This window comes from Pseudomonas sp. F-14 TE3482, from assembly GCF_053629455.1.
In genome coordinates this window covers 61,071-85,000 of sequence record NZ_JBRJII010000001.1, presented here as the reverse complement: position 1 = coordinate 85,000, position 23,930 = coordinate 61,071, and the positions used below count along the sequence as shown (strand labels likewise).

The following is a 23,930-nucleotide window of genomic DNA, read 5'->3' as shown; positions in this document are numbered from 1 at the left end:
AATCAGAATGTCGCGGTGAATACGTTCCCGGGCCTTGTACACACCGCCCGTCACACCATGGGAGTGGGTTGCACCAGAAGTAGCTAGTCTAACCTTCGGGAGGACGGTTACCACGGTGTGATTCATGACTGGGGTGAAGTCGTAACAAGGTAGCCGTAGGGGAACCTGCGGCTGGATCACCTCCTTAATCGACGACATCAGCTGCTCCATAAGTTCCCACACGAATTGCTTGATTCATTGAAGAAGACGATAAGAAGCAGCCCGAAATTGGGTCTGTAGCTCAGTTGGTTAGAGCGCACCCCTGATAAGGGTGAGGTCGGCAGTTCGAATCTGCCCAGACCCACCAATTTTGTGTGGGAAACGCCTGTAGAAATACGGGGCCATAGCTCAGCTGGGAGAGCGCCTGCCTTGCACGCAGGAGGTCAACGGTTCGATCCCGTTTGGCTCCACCACTACTGCTTCTGTTTGTTGAAAGCTTAGAAATGAGCATTCCATCGTGACGATGGTGAATGTTGATTTCTAGTCTTTGGCTAGATCGTTCTTTAAAAATTTGGGTATGTGATAGAAAGATAGACTGATGGCCACTTTCACTGGTGGTGATCAGGCTAAGGTAAAATTTGTGAGTTTAATCGCGAATTTTCGGCGAATGTCGTCTTCACAGTATAACCAGATTGCTTGGGGTTATATGGTCAAGTGAAGAAGCGCATACGGTGGATGCCTTGGCAGTCAGAGGCGATGAAAGACGTGGTAGCCTGCGAAAAGCTTCGGGGAGTCGGCAAACAGACTTTGATCCGGAGATGTCTGAATGGGGGAACCCACCTAACATAAGTTAGGTATCTTAAGCTGAATACATAGGCTTAAGAAGCGAACCAGGGGAACTGAAACATCTAAGTACCCTGAGGAAAAGAAATCAACCGAGATTCCCTTAGTAGTGGCGAGCGAACGGGGACTAGCCCTTAAGTGGCTTTGAGATTAGCGGAACGCTCTGGAAAGTGCGGCCATAGTGGGTGATAGCCCTGTACGCGAAAATCTCTTGGCCATGAAATCGAGTAGGACGGAGCACGAGAAACTTTGTCTGAATATGGGGGGACCATCCTCCAAGGCTAAATACTACTGACTGACCGATAGTGAACTAGTACCGTGAGGGAAAGGCGAAAAGAACCCCGGAGAGGGGAGTGAAATAGATCCTGAAACCGTATGCGTACAAGCAGTGGGAGCCCACTTTGTTGGGTGACTGCGTACCTTTTGTATAATGGGTCAGCGACTTATTTTCAGTGGCGAGCTTAACCGAATAGGGGAGGCGTAGCGAAAGCGAGTCTTAATAGGGCGTCTAGTCGCTGGGAATAGACCCGAAACCGGGCGATCTATCCATGGGCAGGTTGAAGGTTGGGTAACACTAACTGGAGGACCGAACCGACTACCGTTGAAAAGTTAGCGGATGACCTGTGGATCGGAGTGAAAGGCTAATCAAGCTCGGAGATAGCTGGTTCTCCTCGAAAGCTATTTAGGTAGCGCCTCATGTATCACTGTAGGGGGTAGAGCACTGTTTCGGCTAGGGGGTCATCCCGACTTACCAAACCGATGCAAACTCCGAATACCTACAAGTGCCGAGCATGGGAGACACACGGCGGGTGCTAACGTCCGTCGTGAAAAGGGAAACAACCCAGACCGTCAGCTAAGGTCCCAAAGTTATGGTTAAGTGGGAAACGATGTGGGAAGGCTTAGACAGCTAGGAGGTTGGCTTAGAAGCAGCCACCCTTTAAAGAAAGCGTAATAGCTCACTAGTCGAGTCGGCCTGCGCGGAAGATGTAACGGGGCTCAAACCATACACCGAAGCTACGGGTATCACTTAGGTGATGCGGTAGAGGAGCGTTCTGTAAGCCTGTGAAGGTGAGTTGAGAAGCTTGCTGGAGGTATCAGAAGTGCGAATGCTGACATGAGTAACGACAATGGGTGTGAAAAACACCCACGCCGAAAGACCAAGGTTTCCTGCGCAACGTTAATCGACGCAGGGTTAGTCGGTCCCTAAGGCGAGGCTGAAAAGCGTAGTCGATGGAAAACAGGTTAATATTCCTGTACTTCTGGTTATTGCGATGGAGGGACGGAGAAGGCTAGGCCAGCTTGGCGTTGGTTGTCCAAGTTTAAGGTGGTAGGCTGAGATCTTAGGTAAATCCGGGATCTTAAGGCCGAGAGCTGATGACGAGTGTTCTTTTAGAACACGAAGTGGTTGATGCCATGCTTCCAAGAAAAGCTTCTAAGCTTCAGGTAACCAGGAACCGTACCCCAAACCGACACAGGTGGTTGGGTAGAGAATACCAAGGCGCTTGAGAGAACTCGGGTGAAGGAACTAGGCAAAATGGCACCGTAACTTCGGGAGAAGGTGCGCCGGTGAGGGTGAAGCATTTACTGCGTAAGCCCACGCCGGTCGAAGATACCAGGCCGCTGCGACTGTTTATTAAAAACACAGCACTCTGCAAACACGAAAGTGGACGTATAGGGTGTGACGCCTGCCCGGTGCCGGAAGGTTAATTGATGGGGTTAGCTAACGCGAAGCTCTTGATCGAAGCCCCGGTAAACGGCGGCCGTAACTATAACGGTCCTAAGGTAGCGAAATTCCTTGTCGGGTAAGTTCCGACCTGCACGAATGGCGTAACGATGGCGGCGCTGTCTCCACCCGAGACTCAGTGAAATTGAAATCGCTGTGAAGATGCAGTGTATCCGCGGCTAGACGGAAAGACCCCGTGAACCTTTACTATAGCTTTGCACTGGACTTTGAATTTGCTTGTGTAGGATAGGTGGGAGGCTTTGAAGCGTGGACGCCAGTTCGCGTGGAGCCAACCTTGAAATACCACCCTGGCAACTTTGAGGTTCTAACTCAGGTCCGTTATCCGGATCGAGGACAGTGTATGGTGGGTAGTTTGACTGGGGCGGTCTCCTCCTAAAGAGTAACGGAGGAGTACGAAGGTGCGCTCAGACCGGTCGGAAATCGGTCGTAGAGTATAAAGGCAAAAGCGCGCTTGACTGCGAGACAGACACGTCGAGCAGGTACGAAAGTAGGTCTTAGTGATCCGGTGGTTCTGTATGGAAGGGCCATCGCTCAACGGATAAAAGGTACTCCGGGGATAACAGGCTGATACCGCCCAAGAGTTCATATCGACGGCGGTGTTTGGCACCTCGATGTCGGCTCATCACATCCTGGGGCTGAAGCCGGTCCCAAGGGTATGGCTGTTCGCCATTTAAAGTGGTACGCGAGCTGGGTTTAGAACGTCGTGAGACAGTTCGGTCCCTATCTGCCGTGGACGTTTGAGATTTGAGAGGGGCTGCTCCTAGTACGAGAGGACCGGAGTGGACGAACCTCTGGTGTTCCGGTTGTCACGCCAGTGGCATTGCCGGGTAGCTATGTTCGGAATAGATAACCGCTGAAAGCATCTAAGCGGGAAACTAGCCTCAAGATGAGATCTCACTGGGACCTTGAGTCCCCTGAAGGGCCGTCGAAGACTACGACGTTGATAGGTTGGGTGTGTAAGCGCTGTGAGGCGTTGAGCTAACCAATACTAATTGCCCGTGAGGCTTGACCATATAACACCCAAGCAATTTGCTGACCTGAAAAGGCACCAGATTGCGGTGTGTGAAGACGAAACGAACCGAAAGTTTGTGACACTCACAAAACACCAAACTATCACATACCCATTCGCTGGAGCGTGAACCCGCAAGGGCCCACGACCTGGCTACCGAATTTCTTGACGACCATAGAGCATTGGAACCACCTGATCCCATCCCGAACTCAGCAGTGAAACGATGCATCGCCGATGGTAGTGTGGGGTTTCCCCATGTGAGAGTAGGTCATCGTCAAGATTAAATTCCGAAACCCCTATCTGCGTATGCAGGTAGGGGTTTTGTTTTGCCCGCAGGAAAGTTCGTACAGCATTATCGGGCCGCTCCTGTCTGATTGCGATGCTGTTTACGCGAGATGAGTCAGGCGTACACTGACCGCATACGGTCAGTATCGACGATTAACTCTTTGAGAACACCCTATAGCCATGAAGACACAGCCAGGTATCCAAAAGCCAGGATTTCCGGTGCCTAAGCCTACTGCAAGTAGCGAGACGCCGATTGCGAGCATCATGCGTTTTCCATAAATGAAAGATCCATTAATAACTGACTTGAATTTAGCATGGACCCATCGCAATAGCGGCAAAGAAATCGTCATGCTTGCAGGAACCAAGGGATTCATCAGATCGGAATGATGAGTAAAAAATCGTAGATATCTCCATGCAAGGTGGGATCTGCGGACACTGTGGAACCACCGATTATGGTGAAGAGGTTTGCGTTGCACTTGGCCTGACATAAGCGGCGGGATGACGACCGGAAGGCCTCCATCCTCCGCATCATCACCCTGAAATCAAGGCTGCGACTGGCTGTCCGCTCTCATGATCTGTGCCTCACCATTGGCCACGAGCCAACGAACCACTTCAGTAACCGACACGGTATGGCTACGCTCTATCCAGCGCACTAGTGCCGGCCCATAGTGTTCGGTGTATCGGCTGAGCACCAGTTGGCGACAGTCCGCTGACAAACGCAGGGTAATTTCGCGACAGTGCAGATTGGCCGGGTCGTCCCGCGTCATCCGTTGCTGCAGGACCAGGCTATTGTTTTCAGAACCCATCAGCCGGTGCTCCTGTGCATTGAGAGGTGGTGTTCTCTGGTGAGCCTTGTTTGCCATCGGCCACGTAAGCAGCACGATGCTCGGCCACCACGTTACGCAACGCGCTGTAGTAGTCCGGCAATTTTTGCAGGCTGTCGGTCAGTGGTAAGGCTTCTGCCCGACCATCGACGATGCCACCGACAGTGCTGATAGTGGAGAGTGTCTCCACGGTATCGCTATTGCTGCCGAACGGATCGACCACAAAGCCGAGCACGCGGCCGGCGGCGTCGCGACTGTTGGAGGTCCCGAGCAATGGCAGCTCGACGATCGGACCGTTGCCGATGCCCCACACGCCGAAGGTCTGGCCGAAGTCCGAGTCGTGGCGCGGGATACCGGCCATGCCGGAGACATCGATCAAGCCCACCACCCCTACCGTGGTGTTGAGCGCGAAACGTCCCAGGGTATTGACCGAGCGCATCGGGTTGCCTTGCAGCAGGTCATTGATAAAGACCTTCGGCTCACCGAAGTTCGCCACAAAGTTATGCACACCGGTCTGGAAAAAGTCCGGCGTGTAGCGGTAGCCGCGCGCGACCGGCGCCAGGGCGTAATCATCAACCACCCGGTTAAACGCGAAGACGCTCCGATTGAACGGTTCTGCCGGGTCGTACACCGAATAGGCGATATCGGCGCAGGCCACGTCGGTGTTTGGCTGCGGCTGGCTGCTGCAACCCGTCAGCCCTGCGGCCAACACGGCAATTGAGGTGTTGCGGGTCAACCAGGGAGCACACTTGAAAGGCAACATGGACGCAAGTCTCAGGAGGAATTCGCCGTGATGCTGAGCTCCAATCCTTGCGCCAAGATGTCTGGTTTATTGCGGTGCTGACGCTTTATTGCAGAGTTGAAATATATGACGCGCGGCCATGAATGGTTTTAGATGGCGGTTCCATTCGCCCTTAAGTGACCTTCGGTGAACAGCCTTTTAATTGTCGACGACGACCTTGAAGTCCTTGATCTACTGAAAAAATTCTTCGTGCAACACGGCTACAGCGTCGAGGTCGCCACAGACGGTGCGTCGCTGTGGGCGGCCATAGAGCGCCAGGCGCCGGACCTGATCATTCTGGACGTGATGTTGCCCGGAGACAGCGGGCTGATCCTGTGTCAGCAACTGCGGATTCGACACGCAATACCGGTGATCATGCTGACGGCCATGGGTGAACTCAGTGACCGGGTGGTGGGCCTGGAACTGGGTGCCGATGATTATCTGACAAAACCCTTCGACGCCCGTGAACTGCTGGCCCGAGTGCGTGCTGTGCTGCGTCGCGTGGACGAGCGTCGTCCGGTTCCGCAAGAGCGGCCACGGCCACTGATTGATTTTGCCGACTGGCATCTGGACGTCACCCGTCGTGAACTTCGCTCGCCGGACAACGTGATGATCCCGCTGTCGGCCGGTGAGTTTGACCTGCTGCTGGTCTTCGTCGAACACCCGCAGCGCATTCTTACTCGCGAGCAATTGCTGGACCTGGCGCGCGGGCATTGCCATGACGCGTTCGATCGCAGCATCGACGTTCAGGTCAGCCGCCTGCGACGCAAACTCGAGTCCGACACCAAGCGACCGGCGATGATTCGCACCGTGCGCAACGGCGGTTACCTGTTCACCCCCAGCGTGACGCGGCGATGAGCAGGCTGAAGCGGATTCGCGCCCGAGACTGGCCGCAAGATACGGTTGCGCGCTGGATCGCATTGACGATCATCCTGGCCATGCTCATTTCACTGGCGCTCAACGGGCTGTTTATCCAATTGGCCGGCGTGTGGGCACGCCCACCGTTGACCGAAATCGGCTTGCTGGAAAAAGCCGCCGCTATCACCCGTGTCATCGAGGCCGCTCCGGCGCCCCTACGCCACTCATTGGCGCAAGCCGCCAACGAGAGCGGCTTCACTATCACTTGGCACCCTGATCGGCACGATCTCAATCTGCCGACAGTGAACGATCCGAAGTCCGGCATTGGCTCAACCATCCTGCAGCCGATGCTCAGAGCCCCTGACCGGCGCATCGAAGCCTATGAACCGGCCGACTGGACGGAGCATACGGAGGACGCGCATTACGCGCTGTTGATCGAGCTATCGGATTCATCATGGCTGATGTTCTCCGCGCCCTCGCGCAGTTGGGGGCTCGACGAAGCGCCACGCTACCTGATCGTCATCCTGCTGGTGCTGATCTCCACCGCAGTGGTCGCGCTGATCGCCACCCGACGCCTCGCCACACCTTTGCAGCGCTTCGCCGAAGGCGCCCGGCGCTTCGGTGTGGACTTCCGCGCACCGCCGATCGAACCGCTCGGCCCCCACGAAATCCGCCAGGCCATTCTCGCGTTCAATGCCATGCAAGCCCAGTTACAGCACTTCATCCGCGACCGAACGCAAATGCTCGCCGCCATCTCCCATGACCTGCGCGCGCCCCTGACGCGGATGCGCTTGCGAGGCGAATTCATCGAAGACAGCGAGCAACAGCAACGGCTGTTTCGTGACGTGGATGAAATGCAGGCGATGATCAACTCGGCGCTGGAGTTCTTTCGTGATGATGCGCGGCTTGAACCGGCGACCCAGTTTGATCTGGCGGAACTTCTGCAAACGTTGCTTGATGATTATCGGGATCAGGGCGTCGACATTACGTTCAGCGGGCCGCTGCGGTGGGTGTATTTCGGGCGCCCGTTGGGGCTTAAACGAGTGATTACCAATTTGCTCGATAACGCTATCAAGTACGGCAGTGAACCGGGGATTGAGCTGAAACCGAGCGCCGGCCAGGTGCGGATCAAAGTACTGGATCGTGGGCCGGGCATACCAGATGCCTGCCTTGAACAAGTGTTTGTGCCGTTCTTCCGGATGGAAGGCTCGCGCAACAAAAGCACGGGGGGCGTTGGTTTGGGGTTGTCGGCGGCGCGGGCGATTGTGCTCGAGCACGGAGGCAACCTGACACTGCGTAATCGGTCGACGGGCGGATTGGAGGCGTTGGTGGTGTTGCCGGTGCATTCAAGTTCAGAGCTGATCTCTCAGCATTTGCTTTGAACTGAGCGATTAAACGACCCAAAAAATTGGGGCTAATCCAGATGCGAGCCAGTTACACACAACTCCTGTGGGAGCGGGCTTGCTCGCGAAAGCGGTGTGTCAGTCAACGATGGTGGTGACTGGTATATCGCATTCGCGAGCAAGCCCGCTCCCACAGGTTTTTCGGTCAGGCTTAAGGTCGTGTGAACCTAAGCCTCCCAGCCCGCCCCACTGACCGCCGCCTGCGCCAGTGGGTGCAAGTCTGCCCCCTGATGCGCTGTCTGCCAGGCCAGCAGCTCCTTGCGCATGCCAGGCGTCCAGTACATCTGCAGGTGATTACGCACGCCGAGCACGGCCTGTTTCTGGTCCGGTTCGCTGGCGAAGTACTGGGCGATCTGGTTGACCATTTTGATCAGGTTTTCAGTACTCATCGGCGTACCTCCGCTTTAGCGCCACGCGCTTGGCGGCGTTCGTCGAGCAGACGTTGTTGTTCGTCGCTGAACTCCTGATAGCGTTTTTGCCACTCGGAAGGGTGGTAGACGCGGCTGACTTCCACGGCGGTGACCTTGTATTCCGGACAGTTGGTGGCCCAGTCGGAATTGTCGGTGGTGATCACGTTGGCCCCCGACTCAGGGAAGTGGAAGGTGGTGTACACCACGCCAGGGGCTACCCGTTCGGTGATCCGCGCCCGCAGTACGGTCTGTCCGGCGCGACTGCCAATACCGACCCAGTCGTCTTCGTTGATGCCACGGCTCTCGGCGTCGGTCGGGTGGATTTCCAGGCGGTCTTCGTGGTGCCAGGCGACGTTGTCGGTACGCCGGGTCTGGGCGCCGACGTTGTACTGGCTGAGGATGCGCCCGGTGGTCAGCAGCAGGGGATAGCGACTGTTGACCTTTTCCTCGGTGGGCACGTAGCCGGTGAGCATGAAGCGCCCCTTACCGCGCACGAATTCCTCGATGTGCATGGTTGGCGTGCCGTCCGGTGCCGCGGCGTTGCACGGCCATTGCAGGCTGCCGTGGCGATCCAGTTCGGTGTAGCTGACGTTGGTGAAGGTCGGCGTCAGGCTGGCGATTTCATCCATGATTTCTGACGGGTGCTGGTAACTCATCGGGTAACCGAGTGCATTGGACAGCGCTACGGTGCCTTCCCAGTCGGCCTTGCCACCCAGCGGTTCCATGACTTTTCGCACACGAGAAATGCGCCGCTCGGCGTTGGTGAAGGTGCCGTCTTTTTCCAGGAACGAGCTGCCCGGCAGGAACACGTGGGCGAACTTGGCGGTTTCGTTGAGGAAGATGTCCTGCACCACCACGCATTCCATGGCTGATAGCGCCGCGGTGACGTGCTGGGTATTCGGGTCGCTCTGGGCGATGTCTTCGCCTTGGCAATACAAGCCTTTAAAGCTACCGCCCAGTGCTGCCTCGAACATGTTGGGAATGCGCAGACCCGGATCAGGTTGCAGAGTGACGTTCCACGCCTGTTCGAACTGCGCCCGAACCACTTCGTTGGAGATGTGGCGGTAGCCGGGCAGCTCGTGGGGGAAGGAGCCCATGTCGCAGGAGCCCTGAACGTTGTTCTGCCCACGCAGCGGGTTCACGCCCACACCTTCGCGGCCGATGTTGCCGGTGGCCATGGCCAGGTTGGCGATGCCCATGACCGCGGTGCTGCCCTGGCTGTGCTCGGTGACGCCCAGGCCGTAGTAGATCGCCGCATTGCCGCCGGTGGCATACAGACGGGCGGCGGCGCGGATGTCGGCCGGGTCTACGCCGCAGATGGCGCCAAGGGTTTCCGGCGAGTTTTCCGGGCGGCTGACGAACTCGCTCCAGCGGGCGAAATCGCTGCCCTCGCAACGGGCGTCGATAAAGGTTTGATTGAGCAAGCCTTCGGTGACGATGACGTGGGCCAGGGCATTGAGCATCGCGACGTTGGTGCCCGGGCGCAGGGCCAGGTGCAGTTCGGCGCGGGCATGCACCGAGTCCACCAGATCAATGCGTCGTGGGTCGATGACGATCAGCCGCGCGCCTTCACGCAGGCGGCGTTTGAGCTGGGAGGCGAACACCGGGTGGGCATCGCTGGGGTTGGCGCCCATCACCAGAATCACGTCGGCCTGCATCACCGAGTCGAAACTCTGGGTGCCGGCGGACTCGCCCAGGGTTTGTTTCAGGCCATAACCGGTCGGCGAGTGGCAAACCCGCGCACAGGTGTCGACGTTGTTGTTGCCGAAGGCGGCGCGTATCAGTTTTTGCACCAGGTAGGTTTCTTCATTGGTGCAGCGGCTGGAGGTGATGCCGCCAATGGAGTCGCGGCCGTATTTTTGCTGAAGCCGACGGAATTCGCTGGCGGCGTAGGTCACCGCTTCATCCCAGCTGACTTCCTGCCAAGGGTCGTTGATGTGCTTGCGGATCATCGGTTTGGTGATGCGATCCGGGTGAGTGGCGTAGCCCCAGGCGAAGCGCCCTTTGACGCAGGAGTGGCCGTGGTTAGCCTGGCCATTCTTGTCTGGAACCATACGCACCAACTGGTCGCCTTTCATCTCGGCGCGGAACGAACAGCCCACACCGCAATAGGCACAAGTGGTGATCACGCTGCGTTCGGGCTGACCCAGTTCGACCACGCTTTTTTCCATCAGCGTCGCGGTCGGGCAGGCTTGCACACAAGCACCGCAGGACACGCATTCCGACTCCAGGAAGTTGTCGCCACCGGCGGCCGCGACCCGGGATTCGAAGCCGCGCCCGGTAATGGTCAGGGCAAAGGTGCCCTGGGTTTCTTCGCAGGCGCGCACGCAGCGGTTGCAGACGATGCACTTGCTCGGGTCGTAATCGAAATAGGGGTTGGAGGTGTCCTTCACGTCGGCCAGATGGTTGTCGCCTTCATAGCCGTAACGCACCTCCCGCAGGCCGACCTGGCCCGCCACGGTTTGCAGCTCGCAGTTACCGTTGGCTGAGCAAGTCAGGCAGTCCAGCGGGTGATCGGAGATGTACAGCTCCATGACGTTGCGGCGCAGGGTGGCGAGTTTCGGCGTCTGGGTGTGTACGCTCATGCCTTCGCTGACCGGCGTGGTGCAGGACGCCGGATAACCGCGCATGCCGTCGATCTCCACCAGGCACATACGGCAGGAGCCGAAGGCTTCCAGGCTGTCGGTGGCGCACAGTTTGGGAATGGTGGTGCCCAGCAGCGCGGCGGCGCGCATCACCGAGGTGCCTTCGGGCACGCTGATGCTGCGGCCATCGATGTTGAGGGTGACTTGCACCTGGCTGTCGCGGGCAGGGGTACCCAGGTCGATATCGGTTTTCGGATCGAAGAGAGTGATCATTGGTCGGCCTCCGAGGACTGCAGACCGAAGTCGGCGGGGAAGTACTTGAGGGCGCTGACGACCGGATAGGAGGTCATGCCGCCCAACGCGCACAGCGAACCGTATTGCAGGGTGTCGCACAGGTCCTTGAGGATGATCACCTGCTCATCACGACTGTTCTGGTCAGGCGCGGCCAGCAAGCGGTCGATTACCTCCACGCCCCGGGTCGAGCCGATGCGGCAGGGGGTACATTTGCCACAGGATTCCTCGGCACAGAACTGCATGGCGAAGCGCGCCATGTGGGCCATGTCCAGGCTGTCGTCAGCCACCACCACGCCACCGTGACCGAGCATCGCGCCGATGGCGGCGAAGGCTTCGTAATCCAGGGGCGTGTCGAAGTGCGACGGTGGCACCCAGGCGCCGAGCGGGCCGCCCACCTGGGCGGCTTTCAGCGGCCGGCCACTGGCGGTGCCACCGCCGTAGTCTTCCACCAGTTCCCGCAGGGTCAGGCCAAAGGCCCGTTCCACCAGGCCGCCGTGACGAACGTTGCCCGCCAACTGAAAGGGCATGGTGCCCAAGGAGCGGCCCATGCCGTAATCGCGATAGAACTGCGCGCCCTTTGCCAGAATCAGCGGCACCGAGGCCAGGGTCAGCACGTTGTGTACCAGAGTCGGCAGGCCGAACAGACCTTGCAAGGCGGGGATCGGTGGCTTGGCGCGAACAATCCCGCGCTTGCCTTCCAGAGAGTCCAGCAGCGCGGTTTCCTCACCGCAGATGTAAGCGCCGGCACCGACGCGCACTTCCATATCGAAGGCCTGGCCGCTGCCGCCGACATTGGCGCCCAGGTAACCGGCAGATCGAGCGATGTTCAGTGCTGCGCGCAATGTGGCCACGGCATCCGGATATTCCGAGCGCACATAGATGTAGCCGTAAGTGGCGCCGACGGTGATGCCGGCAATGGCCATGCCTTCGATCAACAGGAAGGGGTCGCCTTCCATCAACATGCGGTCGGCGAAGGTGCCGGAGTCGCCTTCGTCGGCGTTGCACACAATGTACTTCTGCGCAGCCTGGGTAGCGCGCACCGTGCGCCATTTGATCCCCGCGGGGAAGGCTGCGCCGCCACGGCCACGCAGGCCTGAATCGAACACCTCAGTCGCGGTCTGTTCGCCACCGAGGGTGACAGCTCTTTTCAAACCCTCGAAACCGCCATGATCCAGGTAATCGTCCAGGTACAGCGGCCGGGTGATGCCGGCTCGGGCAAACAGCAAGCGTTGTTGTGTCTTGAGATACGGCAATTCTTCCACCAGGCCCAAGGCCAGTGGATGCGCGGACGGCTCGCCTTGCAACGCATCGAGCACGGACGGCACATCGGCGGCGGTCAGCGGACCAAAGCCGATACGGCCTTTCGGGCTGTCCACCTCCAACAGCGGTTCCAGCCAATACAAACCGCGCGAACTGGTACGTTGCAATTCCTGGGGAACAAAGCGTCCCCGGGCGTGGGTGATAAGGGCTACCGCAACCTCTTCGGTACCCACGGCGCGGGCCAGCGAATCACGGGGCAGATAGAAAGCCGGCATCATGCGTCCTCCCTGCAACTATCGAGCAATGCATCCAGACGCTCGGCACTAAGCCGCGCATGCACCCGGCCATCCAGTTCCAGGGCGGGCGAGCAGGCGCAAGCGCCGAGGCAATACACCGGGCGCAGACTGATGCTGCCGTCGGCGCTGCTGCCGTGGTCGTCCAGTTGCAGGCGTTCGCGCAATTGCGCCGCGAGCTGCTCGGCGCCGCGACTCTTGCACGACTCGGCCCGGCACAGACGCAGGATATGCCGGGCCGGCGGCGCGGTGCGGAAGTCATGGTAGAAGCTGATCACCCCGCGAACCTCGGCCTGACTCAGGTTGAGGGCGTGGGCGATCTCGGGGATGGCGGCATCGGGGATGTAACCGATGCCCTCCTGAATCTCATGAAGGATCGGCAACAGTGCGCCGGGGGAGCGTTTATGGCGCTCCAGCAGGCTGTTGACCATAGGCAGGTGCAACATCTCATCAGGCATACAGCATTCCTCACGATCACGGACAAACCAGGCGGTTGTCAGTTGTCCGAAAGTGTCGGCTGCGGCAGTCACACCACGTCACGGTATCGTGGCATTTTCAGGCCGTTGGCCAGGCACCCTGAGCGGGCATCTTGTTGGGCCCGGTGCGGTCTTTGCCGCACCTCTTCAGGGCATAACAGGCAGCTTGCCATGCTGCCTTTGATTCATCTGCACCAAAGCGACGTGTTCGATTCTGTCTACGACTCCCTGTTAAGTCTAGAAGAGCACAGCCCGAGGCGTTCACTCACTGAATAACTTTCGGATAATCCTTGAGCGCGATGAGCGAGGCATCGTGCCCGCTTGTGCCAAGCTGAAAGGATGTTGAAACGCCCTGCATTCAATTCCCGGTCAGGTTAACCCCAATAGGTCCATGACATGAACATCACTCATGCATCGCACGTCCGTCGCGAGTTCTACAAAGCAGTCAGGTTCTACTTTCACGTTGTCTGGCCAATTTTTTCCATCCTGCTGTTTTTGATTGTGCTGTTCGGCCTGATCATCAGCTTTCTGGAAGGATGGGATCCCTTTGACGGTATCTACTTCGCGTTCGTGACCGGCCTGACCATCGGTTATGGAGAACTCGTCCCCAAACTGGCCGTCTCGCGGATATTGGCGATTTTGCTTGGATTCAACGGGGTGCTGATGACGGCGATATTTGCGGCGATCAGTATTCGGGCGATTGAGATTGCGGTGCGGGCGAAAGGTCAGGTGGAGTAGGGCAGCAGCGGTGTAGGGGGAAATGCGCTATGAAGTCATGCTCACGATGTTCATTTGAAGAACAGGGAAAGACAGATGACGTCTTTCGACAAGACGTGGCTTCTCGCCTGGATGCTCCTATCGGGCGTACCCATTTTTAGGCAGGCCCCCTTTATTCATTGGATGTCTTTCAAGTAGCCCATAAGAGCGATGAGCGGGACATCCAGCTGTGGGATCGTCCGGGCAGCGCTGAAATCTGCTGCCAATCGATGCAGTTCGCGACCGAGGACTGTATTAACTCCGCCCATGGCCTCCAACGCCAACCCCACACAATGCGCCACTCTAAACTGGATACCCTCGACATCACCCCTACGCACCAACAACCCAAAAACCTCCCGCTCATAATCGCTCATGATCGGATCATCCCGCAGAATCGGGCTTTCACCTTCCGTCTCATAAGCCAGCTTGAGGGCGAAAAGGGCAACGGTTTCCAGTGGCAATTCCATTGTGTGAATCCTTGATTCGTTAGCTGAGAGGTTTCGGGTTTGGCGTTGGAGAGCAAGATCAAAAGATCGCAGCCTTCGGCAGCTCCTACGGGGTGGCGGGGCGAGGTCACTTTTTTGCAGACGAAAAAAAAAGGCCTTGCAGACTACTCAATTATGATGGTCTGGGTTGATCGTTAAATGCAGAATTTTTTGCGAACACCTCGGCGATGAAATCCATGAATACAATGGCCCTTTTGGGGAGAAGCCGGTCGGCAACGTAAATGACTTGCACGGGGACAGCCGGAGCTGCGTAGTCCCTAAGCAACACCCGCAGATTGCCATTTTTCAGCCCTTCCTCGTAAAGCCATTCGGGCCCCTGTGCGATCCCCAGCCCCTCGTTTACACACTCTCGTATGGCTTCAGGTGAGTTGACCCGAAGCCTGCCAGAAACGGGAACATCGATATCCCGAAAGCGCCATGTGGTACCTGTCGACAGCAGGGTGTAGATCAGGCAATCGTGCGTTCTCAGATCATTGGGCGTCGTGGGGATTCCGCGTTTGGCCAGGTATTCCTTGCTGGCAACGCATACACGCTCGAACCAGCCTAGCGACCGGGCACGCATTGCGCTGTCTTCCAGATGTCCGATGCGGATCGCCAGTTCAGCCCCTTCGTCGACCAGATTCACATAGCGATCATTGATCTGCAGGTCGAGCGTCAACTCTGGATAGCGCTCCAGAAATGTGGATACATGCGGCACCACGAATGCATGGGCTAGCGCGGTCGGGCAGGCGACTCGCAACAATCCGGACGGGGCGACGTTCTCCCTGAAGGACGACTCCGATTCTTCCACGGCATCGAGAATGCGCCGGGCATCTGCGTAATAGCGTTCTCCCTCGGGGGTGAGGGCAAGCTTTCGTGTGGATCGGTGAAGCAGCCTGGTTTGCAAATGATCTTCCAGCGCCGCCACATAGCGGCTGACGTTAGGCTGCCCCAGCCCCAGGTCACGCCCTGCAGCCGAGAAGCTTCCTGTCTCAACAGCGCGAACAAAGCAGGTCATCAGCAGTAGTCGATCCATCTAGACCTCTCATTCATGCAATACAAGCATGAAATGTATTCGAATAGGCCATCTTATCAATGCGCAGGTATGAATACATAGTTTCCCTCTGGCAGGTCAGTACATCGACTGACCGTGAAAAACCGAAAAGGAAACTTACATGTCCCGATTGCAAGGCAAACGCACTCTCATCACCGGCGGCACCAGCGGCATTGGCCTGGAAACGGCTAAGCAGTTCCTCGCCGAAGGCGCGCGCGTGATCGTTACCGGAGTCAATCCGGAGTCCATCGCAAAGGCCCAGGCGGAACTGGGAAGCGAAGTATTGGTACTGCGTGCTGACTCAGCCAGCATCGATGCGCAGAAGGAACTGGCGCAGGCCGTTCAGACTCACTATGGCCAACTCGATGTTGCCTTTCTCAATGCAGGCGTATCCGTTTGGCTGCCGATCGAAGAGTGGACGGAGGAAATGTTCGATCGCTCCTTCGACATCAACGTTAAGGGGCCGTACTTTCTGATCCAGGCATTGCTACCAGTCTTCGCGAACCCTGCGTCGGTGGTTCTCAATACCTCGGTTAGTGCACACCTCGGCGCCGCGCGTTCATCAGTTTATGGCGCGACCAAGGCCGCGTTCCTGAACATGTCGAAGACGCTTTCTAGCGAACTGCTCCCGCGTGGTATTCGGGTCAATGCAGTCAGCCCCTGGCCCGGTTGATACGCCGCTTTACGACAAGCTCGGTATTCCCGATGCCTATCGCGAACAGCTCAACCAGGATATCGCAGCGACCATTCCGTTCGGCCGGTTTGGTACGCCCGAGGAAGTGGCCAAGGCCGTGCTGTACCTGGCGTCAGACGAGTCACGATGGACGGTTGGCTCGGAACTCATCGTCGACGGTGGCCGCTCGCTTTAGCTGCCAACGATACGCGAAGGAACGTCTCCTGCGCTTTTACGGAAAACTGATTGCCACTCCGGCTTTCTTGAAGTCACGGACGTAGCTTCTATACGGCCCGCTCCCACTCGTGGCGGCGGGCTTTGATTCTTCAGTGGGTCTATTCCAATGCCACAGTCACAGTTCACACTCGTCAGCCATCCGTTATGCCCATTTGTTCAGCGAGTGACCATCGTGTTACTCGAAAAAGGTATTACCTTTCAGCGTATCGATGTCGATCTTCGCGACAGGCCAGACTGGTTTCTGGCGATGTCGCCAAGCGGTAAGGTTCCGCTGCTCAAGGTTCCAGACGGCAATGAAGGCGAGTCCGTTCTATTCGAGAGCGTCGCCATTTGCGAATACCTGGAGGAGGTGTACCCGGAACCTGCGTTACATCCAATGAATGCGTTGATCCGAGCACAACACCGTGCATGGATCGAATTCGCCTCTGCCACGTTGGCGGATGCATGGGGATTTTTGAACGCCACCGACCAGCAGACAGCCCTTGGCAAATCTGCAGCGTTGAGAGGAAAGCTGGAGCGATTCGACAGTGAAATATCGGACGGCCCTTATTTCTCCGGCGAGAGGCTCAGCATGGTCGACATCGCCGTGGCTCCAGTTTTTCGCTACTTCGACATACTTGGATTCGAGCCCAATCATCAGTTGTTTGATGGACTGAGTCGAGTGGCTGATTGGCGTCGTGCGCTGGCCAGCCGTTTCAGCATTCAGGCGGCAGTTGCAGAGGACTATGCCATCCGGTTCCGCAAGCACTTGCAGGAAGCAAGAGCACTCTTGGCTACTGCATCGGAAACGCATCCCCTTTAAATGCCGATGCGATCGCGCCGCCGCTAGCTTGGCCAGCAGGGGCGCTGGCAAGGCATAGCCCCGGAGAAATGGATCCTGGCTCGGGATGGTCCAAATCCCTTCCTCAAAATCGATTTCCTCCCATTTTGCGTAGCGAACCATCGCGGCGTTTGGCACCGGGTTGGTGCCTTGCTTGAGTAGATTGCGGCATTCTGCAGCTCGTTCACGGGCTTCCTGCAAGGAGATATGCGGATACACGCCCAGTGACATGCGCGCCGCCCGACCCTGATACGTGTACCGGAAGTGCCAATACTTGCTGCCGTTGGGTTTCACCAGCAGGGCAAGACCCGAACTATCACTCAACGTGAACGGTGTCGGCAGGCTTGGACGCTTTGATTTGCAAGGCGGTCAATGGCATTGCTGTACACCTCCGGTTCTCGAACTGGAATATGTACAGAAAATGTACCCAAAAGAGGCTGGCTTGCAAGAGATGGGGGTGGAACCCCAGAGACCAAAAAGCCCGCAGTTAGCGGGCTCTAGGGGTGTTGCGTAGACGCTGGTAGTCGTCTATGTACTGCAAATGGTGCCCGAGGGAGACTGGAGTCTTCCATATAATCCGTGGCCTACAGCCGGATTATATCGTTAGGGATACACACGGGGATACAGCTTGCTTGGGCCTATGATCGCACAATCCTAGATCTAGGCATAAACGACCCGTAAACCCCGCTGTGCTTTGCCAGGAACCTAGCTGGTGTGGCAAGGGTTGCAGCAATAGTAGCAACCATTAATTCTTAGTGTGGGGTTTGCCCCTCGAGCGGCGCTAACAGCGCCGGTGCAGGTTAGGTGATTTCCGAGTGATACCTGATTCTCCAGCTGCGGCATGAAACTGCAGCCAGTCGTCGTGTTGTGCACTTCGTAGTCGCCGTTCGCTTGAACGTTTCTATTTACGATAAATGATTGCATTTGCTAGTCCTCGCTTCCGTGTGTCGGATCGGTAATGACTCAACATTTTTAACCATGTCTGCTTTGCTGGCCGAGATGCGCGATGACCAGCAGGGATGGAGGTTAGCCGGAGGATGGCAGAAAGCAATCAGTCGCCAAAAAGCCGCCGGGGACCCTGGGACTATCTGAAGGACACGGGGTCGGAAACCCGCGACATCTTGCTAGCGGCAGTCATCCCACCTTACTGAAATTTCAACGTTGAAATTGAAAGGATCCTGACGAAAAAGGGACATCGTTACCGTGATGGTAAAGATGCCCCTTTGTGTTGCTGATAACGTACGCATGGTGTTCGTCACCAGGTCAACTCCGTCAACCTGTCAACCAACTTCAAAAATCCAGCCGCTAACACGAACGAGCGGGTTTTCTGCCCCGTGTCCTTCAGAGATGCTTAGGGACCCCGGCGAGTTCTCAAGACCATGTGCATTGCATGCGGAATTGCATTCCACTTGACCACCCATTTTCATTCGTTCTGACCTCCGATTGCATAAGATTTGACCAGCACGAGCCGCAGACATGATCGGCAGAGAAGCAGCCATTCAGACCACTGCAATAACCAATCACTAGTCTTGCGTTAGCGTCAGACAACACCTCAGAAAAATGATCATTTGTGGCGTCGCAGCCTCTCAAACAATCGATTTTTTTAACCGATTCCCTTTGATATTCATCAATATACGGGTGGTCATACCTCTATCGCGAGATCAAAAATCTTACGGTTGCGTTACCTCGCCTGAAGGCTCGGCCGTGGCGGTTCGAGGGGGATCAATGAAGTAGGAGGCGGCCATGTACTCCCAGCACACCAATGCCCATCTCACCGCTTGTCGCCGCTTGGCGATGGAGCAGAATGAAAAACTTTTTGAAGAGGCGAATGCCCTCCATCGATCAGCAATCGACTTGCTGGATAGACCAGATCTTGATAGCGAAATGTTTCTTCAATATTTGCAACTTCGAGGGAGGGCAGATGCCAAGTTTCGTGAAGCGCTGGATCATCTCTCGTTAATCAATGAGCAATTCCCTGCACTTTCAAACGAACCAGAGACGCTCTCTGGAGTGAACCAGGTGGCATCGCCCCCTCCAGCTGCTCAGGGACGAGCTGATTGGGTTGCGAGTGGCGAGACAATTATGGCTCCTGCTTCCAACCTAGGGATGGGACCAAAGGACTATTAAGAACCCATTGCATTCGCTTGTGTGCCTTGCGCTCTCGCTCAACGGCCGCCTTCCAGTGTTCCCCGAAGGCCCTCCCCGCTCTAACGAAAGCCATAGCGTCCGCAGTCGCAGCAGCCAGTTCCGTATGAGCCAGAGCCAAGTCTGCTTTGAATTTTTCAGTAGTCATCTTGGTTCTCGGGAGCTCTGTGCCTAAGCGTGGCAAAATTCGTACGTCTGATGGCCATCTCACTACGTAACTCGCCGATGAGTTCCGCTATCGCTCGGCTGGACGTTAGCCTCTCTGTCGTGACGGCAGTGACCAACAATTCAACCTGTCCAGTCGATGGATCGAACACTTTGATCATCAACGATCCATCCGGATTTGCCGTGCAGGTGCAGGAGAACGGAAGAAAGCCGCATTCGATGATCTGGCGCAGCTCACGCATCGACAACATGACTTACGTCCTCAGAGTCACAGGGAATTGATTCCCCCTAAATAATAATAGGTAGTCTGCGGCCTTACGTGAGGCCAAATTGGTTCCAGCAAGTGCCTTTCGTCGATGTCCACTACGGGCGTTCTCTGCCGGTCAAGCCCACGGCTCGTACTGGTCAAATCCGATGCAAATGACTGGTTAGGTCGAATGCATGTGGATGGGCACGTCTGTGCAATTACCCTATTGCATTGGTGAACTGTGAGTTCACCCGGTTCACCTGTTCACTAAGATGGGTACCTTTTCGCTAACACAGTCCCGCGGGTTTCCGACCCCGTACCCTAATGAAAACCTCAGGGGCCCCGGCATCCTCCGGAGTCTGCTCCTGACTTCCGCTGGCGGGATTGATGCTTCCGGGGAGCGGGGATACATATCTCTCTCAAAGCGGTGTTACTCGTGTTACTAGTGTGACGGTGCTTCCTAACACTCTGAATATATTGAGAATTTTACGAGTAACAGGGATCCATCGCGTTAGTCTGAGAGGTGTTACCAAGCCAGCCGGTGTAACGCTTCAGAATGTGAATGAGGACTTAGACGTAGGTACACCTAAGGATCAGAAAAGTAGACTCCTTCAGTTCCTCATCTGCCTATGTGCAATGATCAGTGGGCAGTGGTGGTCACTCCAGTACCGCCGTCAGCAGGCTATCATCCAGTAGCCGCCATACGCGATGGGTGGCTATCGGTTAAAAGGAGCCGGCCAGATGAGTCTAGGAGGTCAGGGGCAATGTAAGTGCGCCTGTCGATTGTTATGCTGTAACGATCGCTCCCGACTAAGCTCTCCTTGCGGCCTAGTGGCGAGTGCTTGAGGAACCGCCGGCATGGTTTGCGTGGCCGTTGCTGAAGGCTAAAGATGGTGATTCACACTGGCTGTGCTGAAGCGATTTATTGGTGTCGATGATACAATGGACCCTGCATGGCCTAACGTAGGCAAGCCATGTATCTGACACCGGACAGATTAATTAGATTGTGAACAACCGATGACAGCATATTAGAGCGGTATTTGAGGTGGGCTATGCGTGATATTGGAGTTTGATGTTGTATTTGTTTTGTATAATAGAGTTTAGACTTGTTGCGAGCATGTGACTAATATGTTAAATGACTCATTAATCCGTGCTGCATTGTTGGCTAGACTAAGAAATTCCCATCCTCAGCCGAAAGCTCTTATTGAAGAATTACGAGTTCATAATGGCAGCGCTATTGCGGATGTGGTCGCAATTCATAGAGAAGCCCATTGTTACGAAATTAAAGGTGACGGGGATAAAGTTGAGAGAATTGCTCAGCAAGGTTTCTATTATGATCTCGCTTTTCGTAAGGTTACTTTAGTAACTACATCGAAACATATAGTCAAAGCGACTAAGATTGCGCCCAGTCATTGGGGTATAATTGAAGCAAAGTTTAATTCTGCGAGAAAAATTGTTTTTAAACCAATTCGGCAGGCTCAGAAGAGCGTGGCGTTTGACAAACAGGTAGCGTTGTTAACACTTTGGCGAAATGAATTGTTTGATATTGCAAGTGGAATTGAAGATAAAGTTCAGACTAAAATAAATAGAGACTCTTTGTCTGTTCTCATTTCCCAGGCTTTTGGGGCGCAAGAGCTCAGCCTTACGATAGGCAAAGCTCTTGTTCTTAGAAGTCTTATAAAAGATCAAGCATAAAGGAGATATGGGAGTTGATTGTAGGTTTCAAAATGCTGCCGGGCATAACAGTCGATCCGAGCCCCGCTGCTTTTTCAACCAAATACAAGTCGCCTTCCGAATTGCCGTGTCGGAAAAAAGCCTTTGCTATAATAGTTGAAGCGATGTCGTTGTATTGTTTGAAGCCTCGCCGATGTGTCTTAATGCCGCCGCCACGTACAATATAGTGTTTGTCTTCATAAGAGTAGACTACCTTAGGTGCGGTAACGTTAAGCATGTTGCGCGGGTCAATGTCAGAGTCCGAGTAGTCGGGGCTCACAATAGTGTAGTCACCGAAAATCACATGATGACCAGTGAGACCGGTAATGGCATTGCTGTAGATGGCGATCTCGTTACGAGCTAGGTGTATCTCGTTATTAGTTGAAAGCACGTCACCAGCTACTGGAGGAAGTGTAGAACCTGTGATGACAATAGACTCATATGGGTAATCAGCAGCAGCTGCTGTGCAAAACGCTCTTATCTGAGCTGCACGGGCCAGTGCATCGACCCCCTTGCAAACCCTGTTGTCTATTACAAGTACCCATCGATCATAAATACCATCCCCCATCGCTATTAGATGCATGATGTCTGCTCTAATCAAGTTGTAGCTAATGAGGTCTTCGCTGGAGATGCGTAAAGCGATTCGTCTGCTTTTCACAATTCTTGTAATCGCAGGTGTAAATACACACGTGTTTCGATCAGTTGTACGATCGATACCAACAACTGGATTGAAGTTTAGGTTCTGAGCATGCATGCATGCTGCGAAATACTCATAGCTGGGGCGTCCTCCGATGAGTATTGAGTCTGGAATGTCATAGTCATCTACAAAGTATTCAGGTACACCCTTCATATTTAGGCAGAACTTTCGAGCGGCAGTCACTAAATTCTTCGTTAATGTTTCAGCGTTCATGTTCTTTTTCAACGGGAGATCGAAAAAGGGGGCTATAAGCTGTTTTCTCTCTTTGCTAAGAGATTTAATCGCTCCAAACTCATTAGCTTTGGCTTTTAGGAACGGCATGTACTTAGGCATCTGTGCTTATCATCCTTTTGACGCTTGTCTCATGAATAACAGTATTGAAAAGAGAATAGTTGCCTAGATCATGCCTTACGAAGCCTGCTAAGATTGCAGGGTGTATGGAGAGCTTTTCGGCATCTTTAAACAAGTCTTGCTCATTGCGATACCTTCGTACGGAAGCAGATCGCCAATCACTACGGCTGATGAAGGTTTCTTTGGCTAGCTGGTTTGCCTCGAGCTCAATAATGTCTTCGCCAATATCCTCGAAGCAATCAAAGTGAGGATCAGCAAGCTGATCATAATGAATTGAGATATGAGCAAGTTCATGCATTAGGGTGAACCAAAAATAATCATATCTATCATATCGCAGGGTCATACCGACTACAGGCGTCCCACATGAGAGCTTAAAGAAAACTCCATCAGTTTTCATGCCGGCAGTTTGAGGTAAATAGATAAGCACGACGCCATGCTGCCAAAGCAGGTTGGAAATTGTTTTAATATTTTCGGTGTTCAAAGATAACTTAGAAATTTCCTTCAGTAACTCCCGGCTTAGACCGGTAAATTTTTGCACCTTTCCGGTAGAAACCACGATCTCAGCGCAACGTTGAACCTGAGAAAGCCAGAGGAATACTTCGATTTCTTTATCTGTCCCGCTTCTCCTGAAAAGAGCACTACCAGCAGCTCCCGAAAGGAGGTCTTTAAAAATAAGGGGGTCGCTAGTTCCCAGTTTTTTAGAGATTGCGGAATAGGCTTCCAGCGCCCCCAAAAGACTTTCAGGAGTGCAGTCAGATGTAGAGACGAAGAAATCTTCGAGCTCATTGTTATCATCCATTTGCTGCTGCTCCGAATTTTTGAGCGGCTTCTGTAGGCATCTCGAAATAATCAAGGCTCTCTTTCTTTCTTTCTGGGAAGCAGGTCATGCCTATTTTATTGTAGTAAGCGGCAGCCTTCGGTAGCGAATGCAACGAAAAACCAGGGCGCAAACCTAAGGTTTCAGTGGCATATTTAGATGCATACTTAATAAGATCAGAGCCTATACCTTTGAAGCGTGCAGTGCTCAGTGGGTTTGGCCTATTCCATGGTGCTACTGCGACATATTCTATGTAGAAGATGCCTTGTCCATCTATTATGCTGTCTTTGGGGTGATATATGAGGCAGGCAGCTTGGACAGCATCCTCAGCCAGGTAGAAGAACCAATTATACTCCTGTGTACTGTGATGGATAGCTTTAGCGGTCCATCGCCAGTGAGCATCTTCCATGTGCAAGTCCGATATTTTTTGTAATAGCTCTGCTTCGCATGTCGTCGCGCTCTTTACGCAATAAAGTATTTCAATATTTTTAGCCGTCCACTCCGTATCACATTTGCTGGCTAACGCAATATCCCAACCGTGCAAAAGTTGAAATGATACGCTTTGGCCGATTGTGTTCGTTTTAACTCCACAAACCAAAGCGGAGGCAGGAGGGGACGATGCGATAAGAGATTTAATCCTGTTAATATCCATATAACACCGCGCTTTTAAAAATTATGGAATTTTCTAGAAAAGAAAGGTGCTTTATCCTGGCGACGGCACCTCGC

At 54.8% G+C, this 23,930-nt stretch carries 20 protein-coding genes, 2 tRNA genes, 3 rRNA genes and 1 pseudogene (1 of these 26 only partly in view); 13 read left to right on the top strand and 13 right to left on the bottom strand.

Annotation, left to right across the window (positions count from 1 at the left end; translation table 11 throughout):
- From AB7M26_RS00400 to rrf, 5 genes are all read left to right on the top strand, one after another.
- A 16S ribosomal RNA gene (locus tag AB7M26_RS00400) occupies nt 1-187 on the top strand; it begins 1,352 nt to the left of the window's first position.
- Nucleotides 188-269: 82 nt separating this feature from the next.
- Nucleotides 270-346, top strand: a tRNA-Ile gene (locus tag AB7M26_RS00395).
- A gap of 30 nt (nt 347-376) precedes the next feature.
- A tRNA-Ala gene (locus AB7M26_RS00390) sits at nt 377-452 on the top strand.
- 235 nt (nt 453-687) lie between these two features.
- A 23S ribosomal RNA gene (locus AB7M26_RS00385) occupies nt 688-3,579 on the top strand.
- A gap of 160 nt (nt 3,580-3,739) precedes the next feature.
- Nucleotides 3,740-3,855: ribosomal RNA gene (gene rrf / locus AB7M26_RS00380) — 5S ribosomal RNA — on the top strand.
- Together the 16S, 23S and 5S rRNA genes with 2 tRNA genes alongside form the textbook arrangement of a ribosomal RNA operon.
- 547 nt (nt 3,856-4,402) lie before the next feature.
- Here the strand turns inward: rrf and AB7M26_RS00375 are convergent.
- Nucleotides 4,403-4,666 (bottom strand): hypothetical protein, encoded by a 264-nt coding sequence (locus tag AB7M26_RS00375; RefSeq protein ID WP_123498009.1) that lies wholly within the window; start codon nt 4,664-4,666, stop codon nt 4,403-4,405.
- A complete protein-coding gene (locus tag AB7M26_RS00370) occupies nt 4,656-5,447 on the bottom strand; it encodes an MlaA family lipoprotein (RefSeq protein ID WP_123498011.1) in 792 nt (263 codons plus the stop codon). The genes AB7M26_RS00375 and AB7M26_RS00370 overlap by 11 nt, the downstream gene beginning before the upstream one ends.
- Before the next feature lie 165 nt (nt 5,448-5,612).
- On the opposite strand from AB7M26_RS00370, the gene AB7M26_RS00365 reads away from it, so the two are divergent.
- Nucleotides 5,613-6,323 (top strand): response regulator, encoded by a 711-nt coding sequence (locus tag AB7M26_RS00365; RefSeq protein ID WP_123498013.1) that lies wholly within the window; start codon nt 5,613-5,615, stop codon nt 6,321-6,323.
- A complete protein-coding gene (locus AB7M26_RS00360) occupies nt 6,320-7,705 on the top strand; it encodes a sensor histidine kinase (RefSeq protein WP_123498015.1) in 1,386 nt (461 codons plus the stop codon). Before AB7M26_RS00365 ends, AB7M26_RS00360 begins: the two co-directional genes overlap by 4 nt.
- A gap of 188 nt (nt 7,706-7,893) precedes the next feature.
- Here the strand turns inward: AB7M26_RS00360 and AB7M26_RS00355 are convergent, their stop codons facing one another.
- From AB7M26_RS00355 to AB7M26_RS00340, 4 genes are read right to left on the bottom strand one after another with little or no spacing between them, the layout of a single operon-like run.
- On the bottom strand, nt 7,894-8,115 hold the full coding sequence (locus tag AB7M26_RS00355; protein ID WP_123498017.1) for a formate dehydrogenase subunit delta: 222 nt from the start codon (nt 8,113-8,115) through the stop codon (nt 7,894-7,896).
- Complete coding sequence (gene fdhF / locus AB7M26_RS00350; protein WP_123498019.1) at nt 8,112-10,994, bottom strand: formate dehydrogenase subunit alpha; 2,883 nt, start codon at nt 10,992-10,994, stop codon at nt 8,112-8,114. Before fdhF ends, AB7M26_RS00355 begins: the two co-directional genes overlap by 4 nt.
- On the bottom strand, nt 10,991-12,553 hold the full coding sequence (locus AB7M26_RS00345; protein WP_123498022.1) for a formate dehydrogenase beta subunit: 1,563 nt from the start codon (nt 12,551-12,553) through the stop codon (nt 10,991-10,993). Before AB7M26_RS00345 ends, fdhF begins: the two co-directional genes overlap by 4 nt.
- The gene (locus AB7M26_RS00340; protein WP_123498024.1) at nt 12,550-13,026 is read right to left on the bottom strand and encodes a formate dehydrogenase subunit gamma; all 477 of its coding nucleotides are present in this window, start codon (nt 13,024-13,026) and stop codon (nt 12,550-12,552) included. Before AB7M26_RS00340 ends, AB7M26_RS00345 begins: the two co-directional genes overlap by 4 nt.
- Nucleotides 13,027-13,440: 414 nt before the next feature.
- On the opposite strand from AB7M26_RS00340, the gene AB7M26_RS00335 reads away from it, so the two are divergent.
- Nucleotides 13,441-13,782, top strand: a complete 342-nt coding sequence (locus tag AB7M26_RS00335; RefSeq protein WP_123498027.1) for a potassium channel family protein — start codon at nt 13,441-13,443, stop codon at nt 13,780-13,782.
- 155 nt (nt 13,783-13,937) lie between these two features.
- Here AB7M26_RS00335 and AB7M26_RS00330 read toward each other — a convergent pair whose 3' ends face one another.
- Entirely contained in the window at nt 13,938-14,267 is a 330-nt protein-coding gene (locus AB7M26_RS00330) for a hypothetical protein (RefSeq protein WP_123498029.1), read from the bottom strand.
- A 151-nt stretch (nt 14,268-14,418) separates the two neighbouring features.
- Nucleotides 14,419-15,321 (bottom strand): LysR family transcriptional regulator, encoded by a 903-nt coding sequence (locus tag AB7M26_RS00325; RefSeq protein WP_123498031.1) that lies wholly within the window; start codon nt 15,319-15,321, stop codon nt 14,419-14,421.
- A 139-nt stretch (nt 15,322-15,460) separates the two neighbouring features.
- Here AB7M26_RS00325 and AB7M26_RS00320 point away from each other — a divergent pair, with 139 nt between their 5' ends.
- From AB7M26_RS00320 to AB7M26_RS00310, 3 genes are all read left to right on the top strand, one after another.
- The gene (locus tag AB7M26_RS00320; RefSeq protein ID WP_454238982.1) at nt 15,461-16,012 is read left to right on the top strand and encodes an SDR family NAD(P)-dependent oxidoreductase; all 552 of its coding nucleotides are present in this window, start codon (nt 15,461-15,463) and stop codon (nt 16,010-16,012) included.
- Nucleotides 15,987-16,208, top strand: coding sequence for an SDR family oxidoreductase (locus tag AB7M26_RS00315; RefSeq protein ID WP_454238981.1), 222 nt, complete (start codon nt 15,987-15,989; stop codon nt 16,206-16,208). The genes AB7M26_RS00320 and AB7M26_RS00315 overlap by 26 nt, the downstream gene beginning before the upstream one ends.
- 147 nt (nt 16,209-16,355) lie before the next feature.
- On the top strand, nt 16,356-17,051 hold the full coding sequence (locus AB7M26_RS00310) for a glutathione S-transferase family protein (RefSeq protein ID WP_123498035.1): 696 nt from the start codon (nt 16,356-16,358) through the stop codon (nt 17,049-17,051).
- A 213-nt stretch (nt 17,052-17,264) separates the two neighbouring features.
- Here AB7M26_RS00310 and AB7M26_RS00305 read toward each other — a convergent pair.
- Nucleotides 17,265-17,363 (bottom strand): annotated as a pseudogene (locus AB7M26_RS00305) (Arm DNA-binding domain-containing protein); the annotation flags it as partial.
- 1,449 nt (nt 17,364-18,812) lie between these two features.
- Here AB7M26_RS00305 and AB7M26_RS00300 point away from each other — a divergent pair.
- Nucleotides 18,813-19,196, top strand: coding sequence for a hypothetical protein (locus AB7M26_RS00300; RefSeq protein ID WP_429387488.1), 384 nt, complete (start codon nt 18,813-18,815; stop codon nt 19,194-19,196).
- A 155-nt stretch (nt 19,197-19,351) separates the two neighbouring features.
- On the opposite strand, the gene AB7M26_RS00295 is transcribed toward AB7M26_RS00300, so the two are convergent.
- Nucleotides 19,352-19,630 carry a DUF1652 domain-containing protein gene (locus tag AB7M26_RS00295; protein WP_429387485.1) on the bottom strand — a complete coding sequence of 93 codons (279 nt, stop codon included), beginning with the start codon at nt 19,628-19,630 and terminating at the stop codon, nt 19,352-19,354.
- A gap of 1,124 nt (nt 19,631-20,754) precedes the next feature.
- Between AB7M26_RS00295 and AB7M26_RS00290 the strand changes: the two genes are divergently transcribed.
- Entirely contained in the window at nt 20,755-21,321 is a 567-nt protein-coding gene (locus tag AB7M26_RS00290) for a sce7726 family protein (RefSeq protein WP_429387482.1), read from the top strand.
- Here AB7M26_RS00290 and AB7M26_RS00285 read toward each other — a convergent pair.
- Genes AB7M26_RS00285 through AB7M26_RS00275 form a run of 3 tightly spaced genes read right to left on the bottom strand, consistent with a single transcriptional unit; the run spans nt 21,302 to nt 23,856 of the window.
- Nucleotides 21,302-22,369: a beta family protein gene (locus AB7M26_RS00285; RefSeq protein ID WP_429387479.1), complete on the bottom strand. Its 1,068-nt coding sequence runs from the start codon at nt 22,367-22,369 to the stop codon at nt 21,302-21,304. The genes AB7M26_RS00290 and AB7M26_RS00285 overlap by 20 nt on opposite strands.
- Nucleotides 22,362-23,186: an ImmA/IrrE family metallo-endopeptidase gene (locus AB7M26_RS00280; protein WP_429387476.1), complete on the bottom strand. Its 825-nt coding sequence runs from the start codon at nt 23,184-23,186 to the stop codon at nt 22,362-22,364. Before AB7M26_RS00280 ends, AB7M26_RS00285 begins: the two co-directional genes overlap by 8 nt.
- Entirely contained in the window at nt 23,179-23,856 is a 678-nt protein-coding gene (locus AB7M26_RS00275) for a hypothetical protein (RefSeq protein ID WP_429387474.1), read from the bottom strand. The genes AB7M26_RS00280 and AB7M26_RS00275 overlap by 8 nt, the downstream gene beginning before the upstream one ends.
- Between the last annotated feature and the right edge of the window lie 74 nt (nt 23,857-23,930).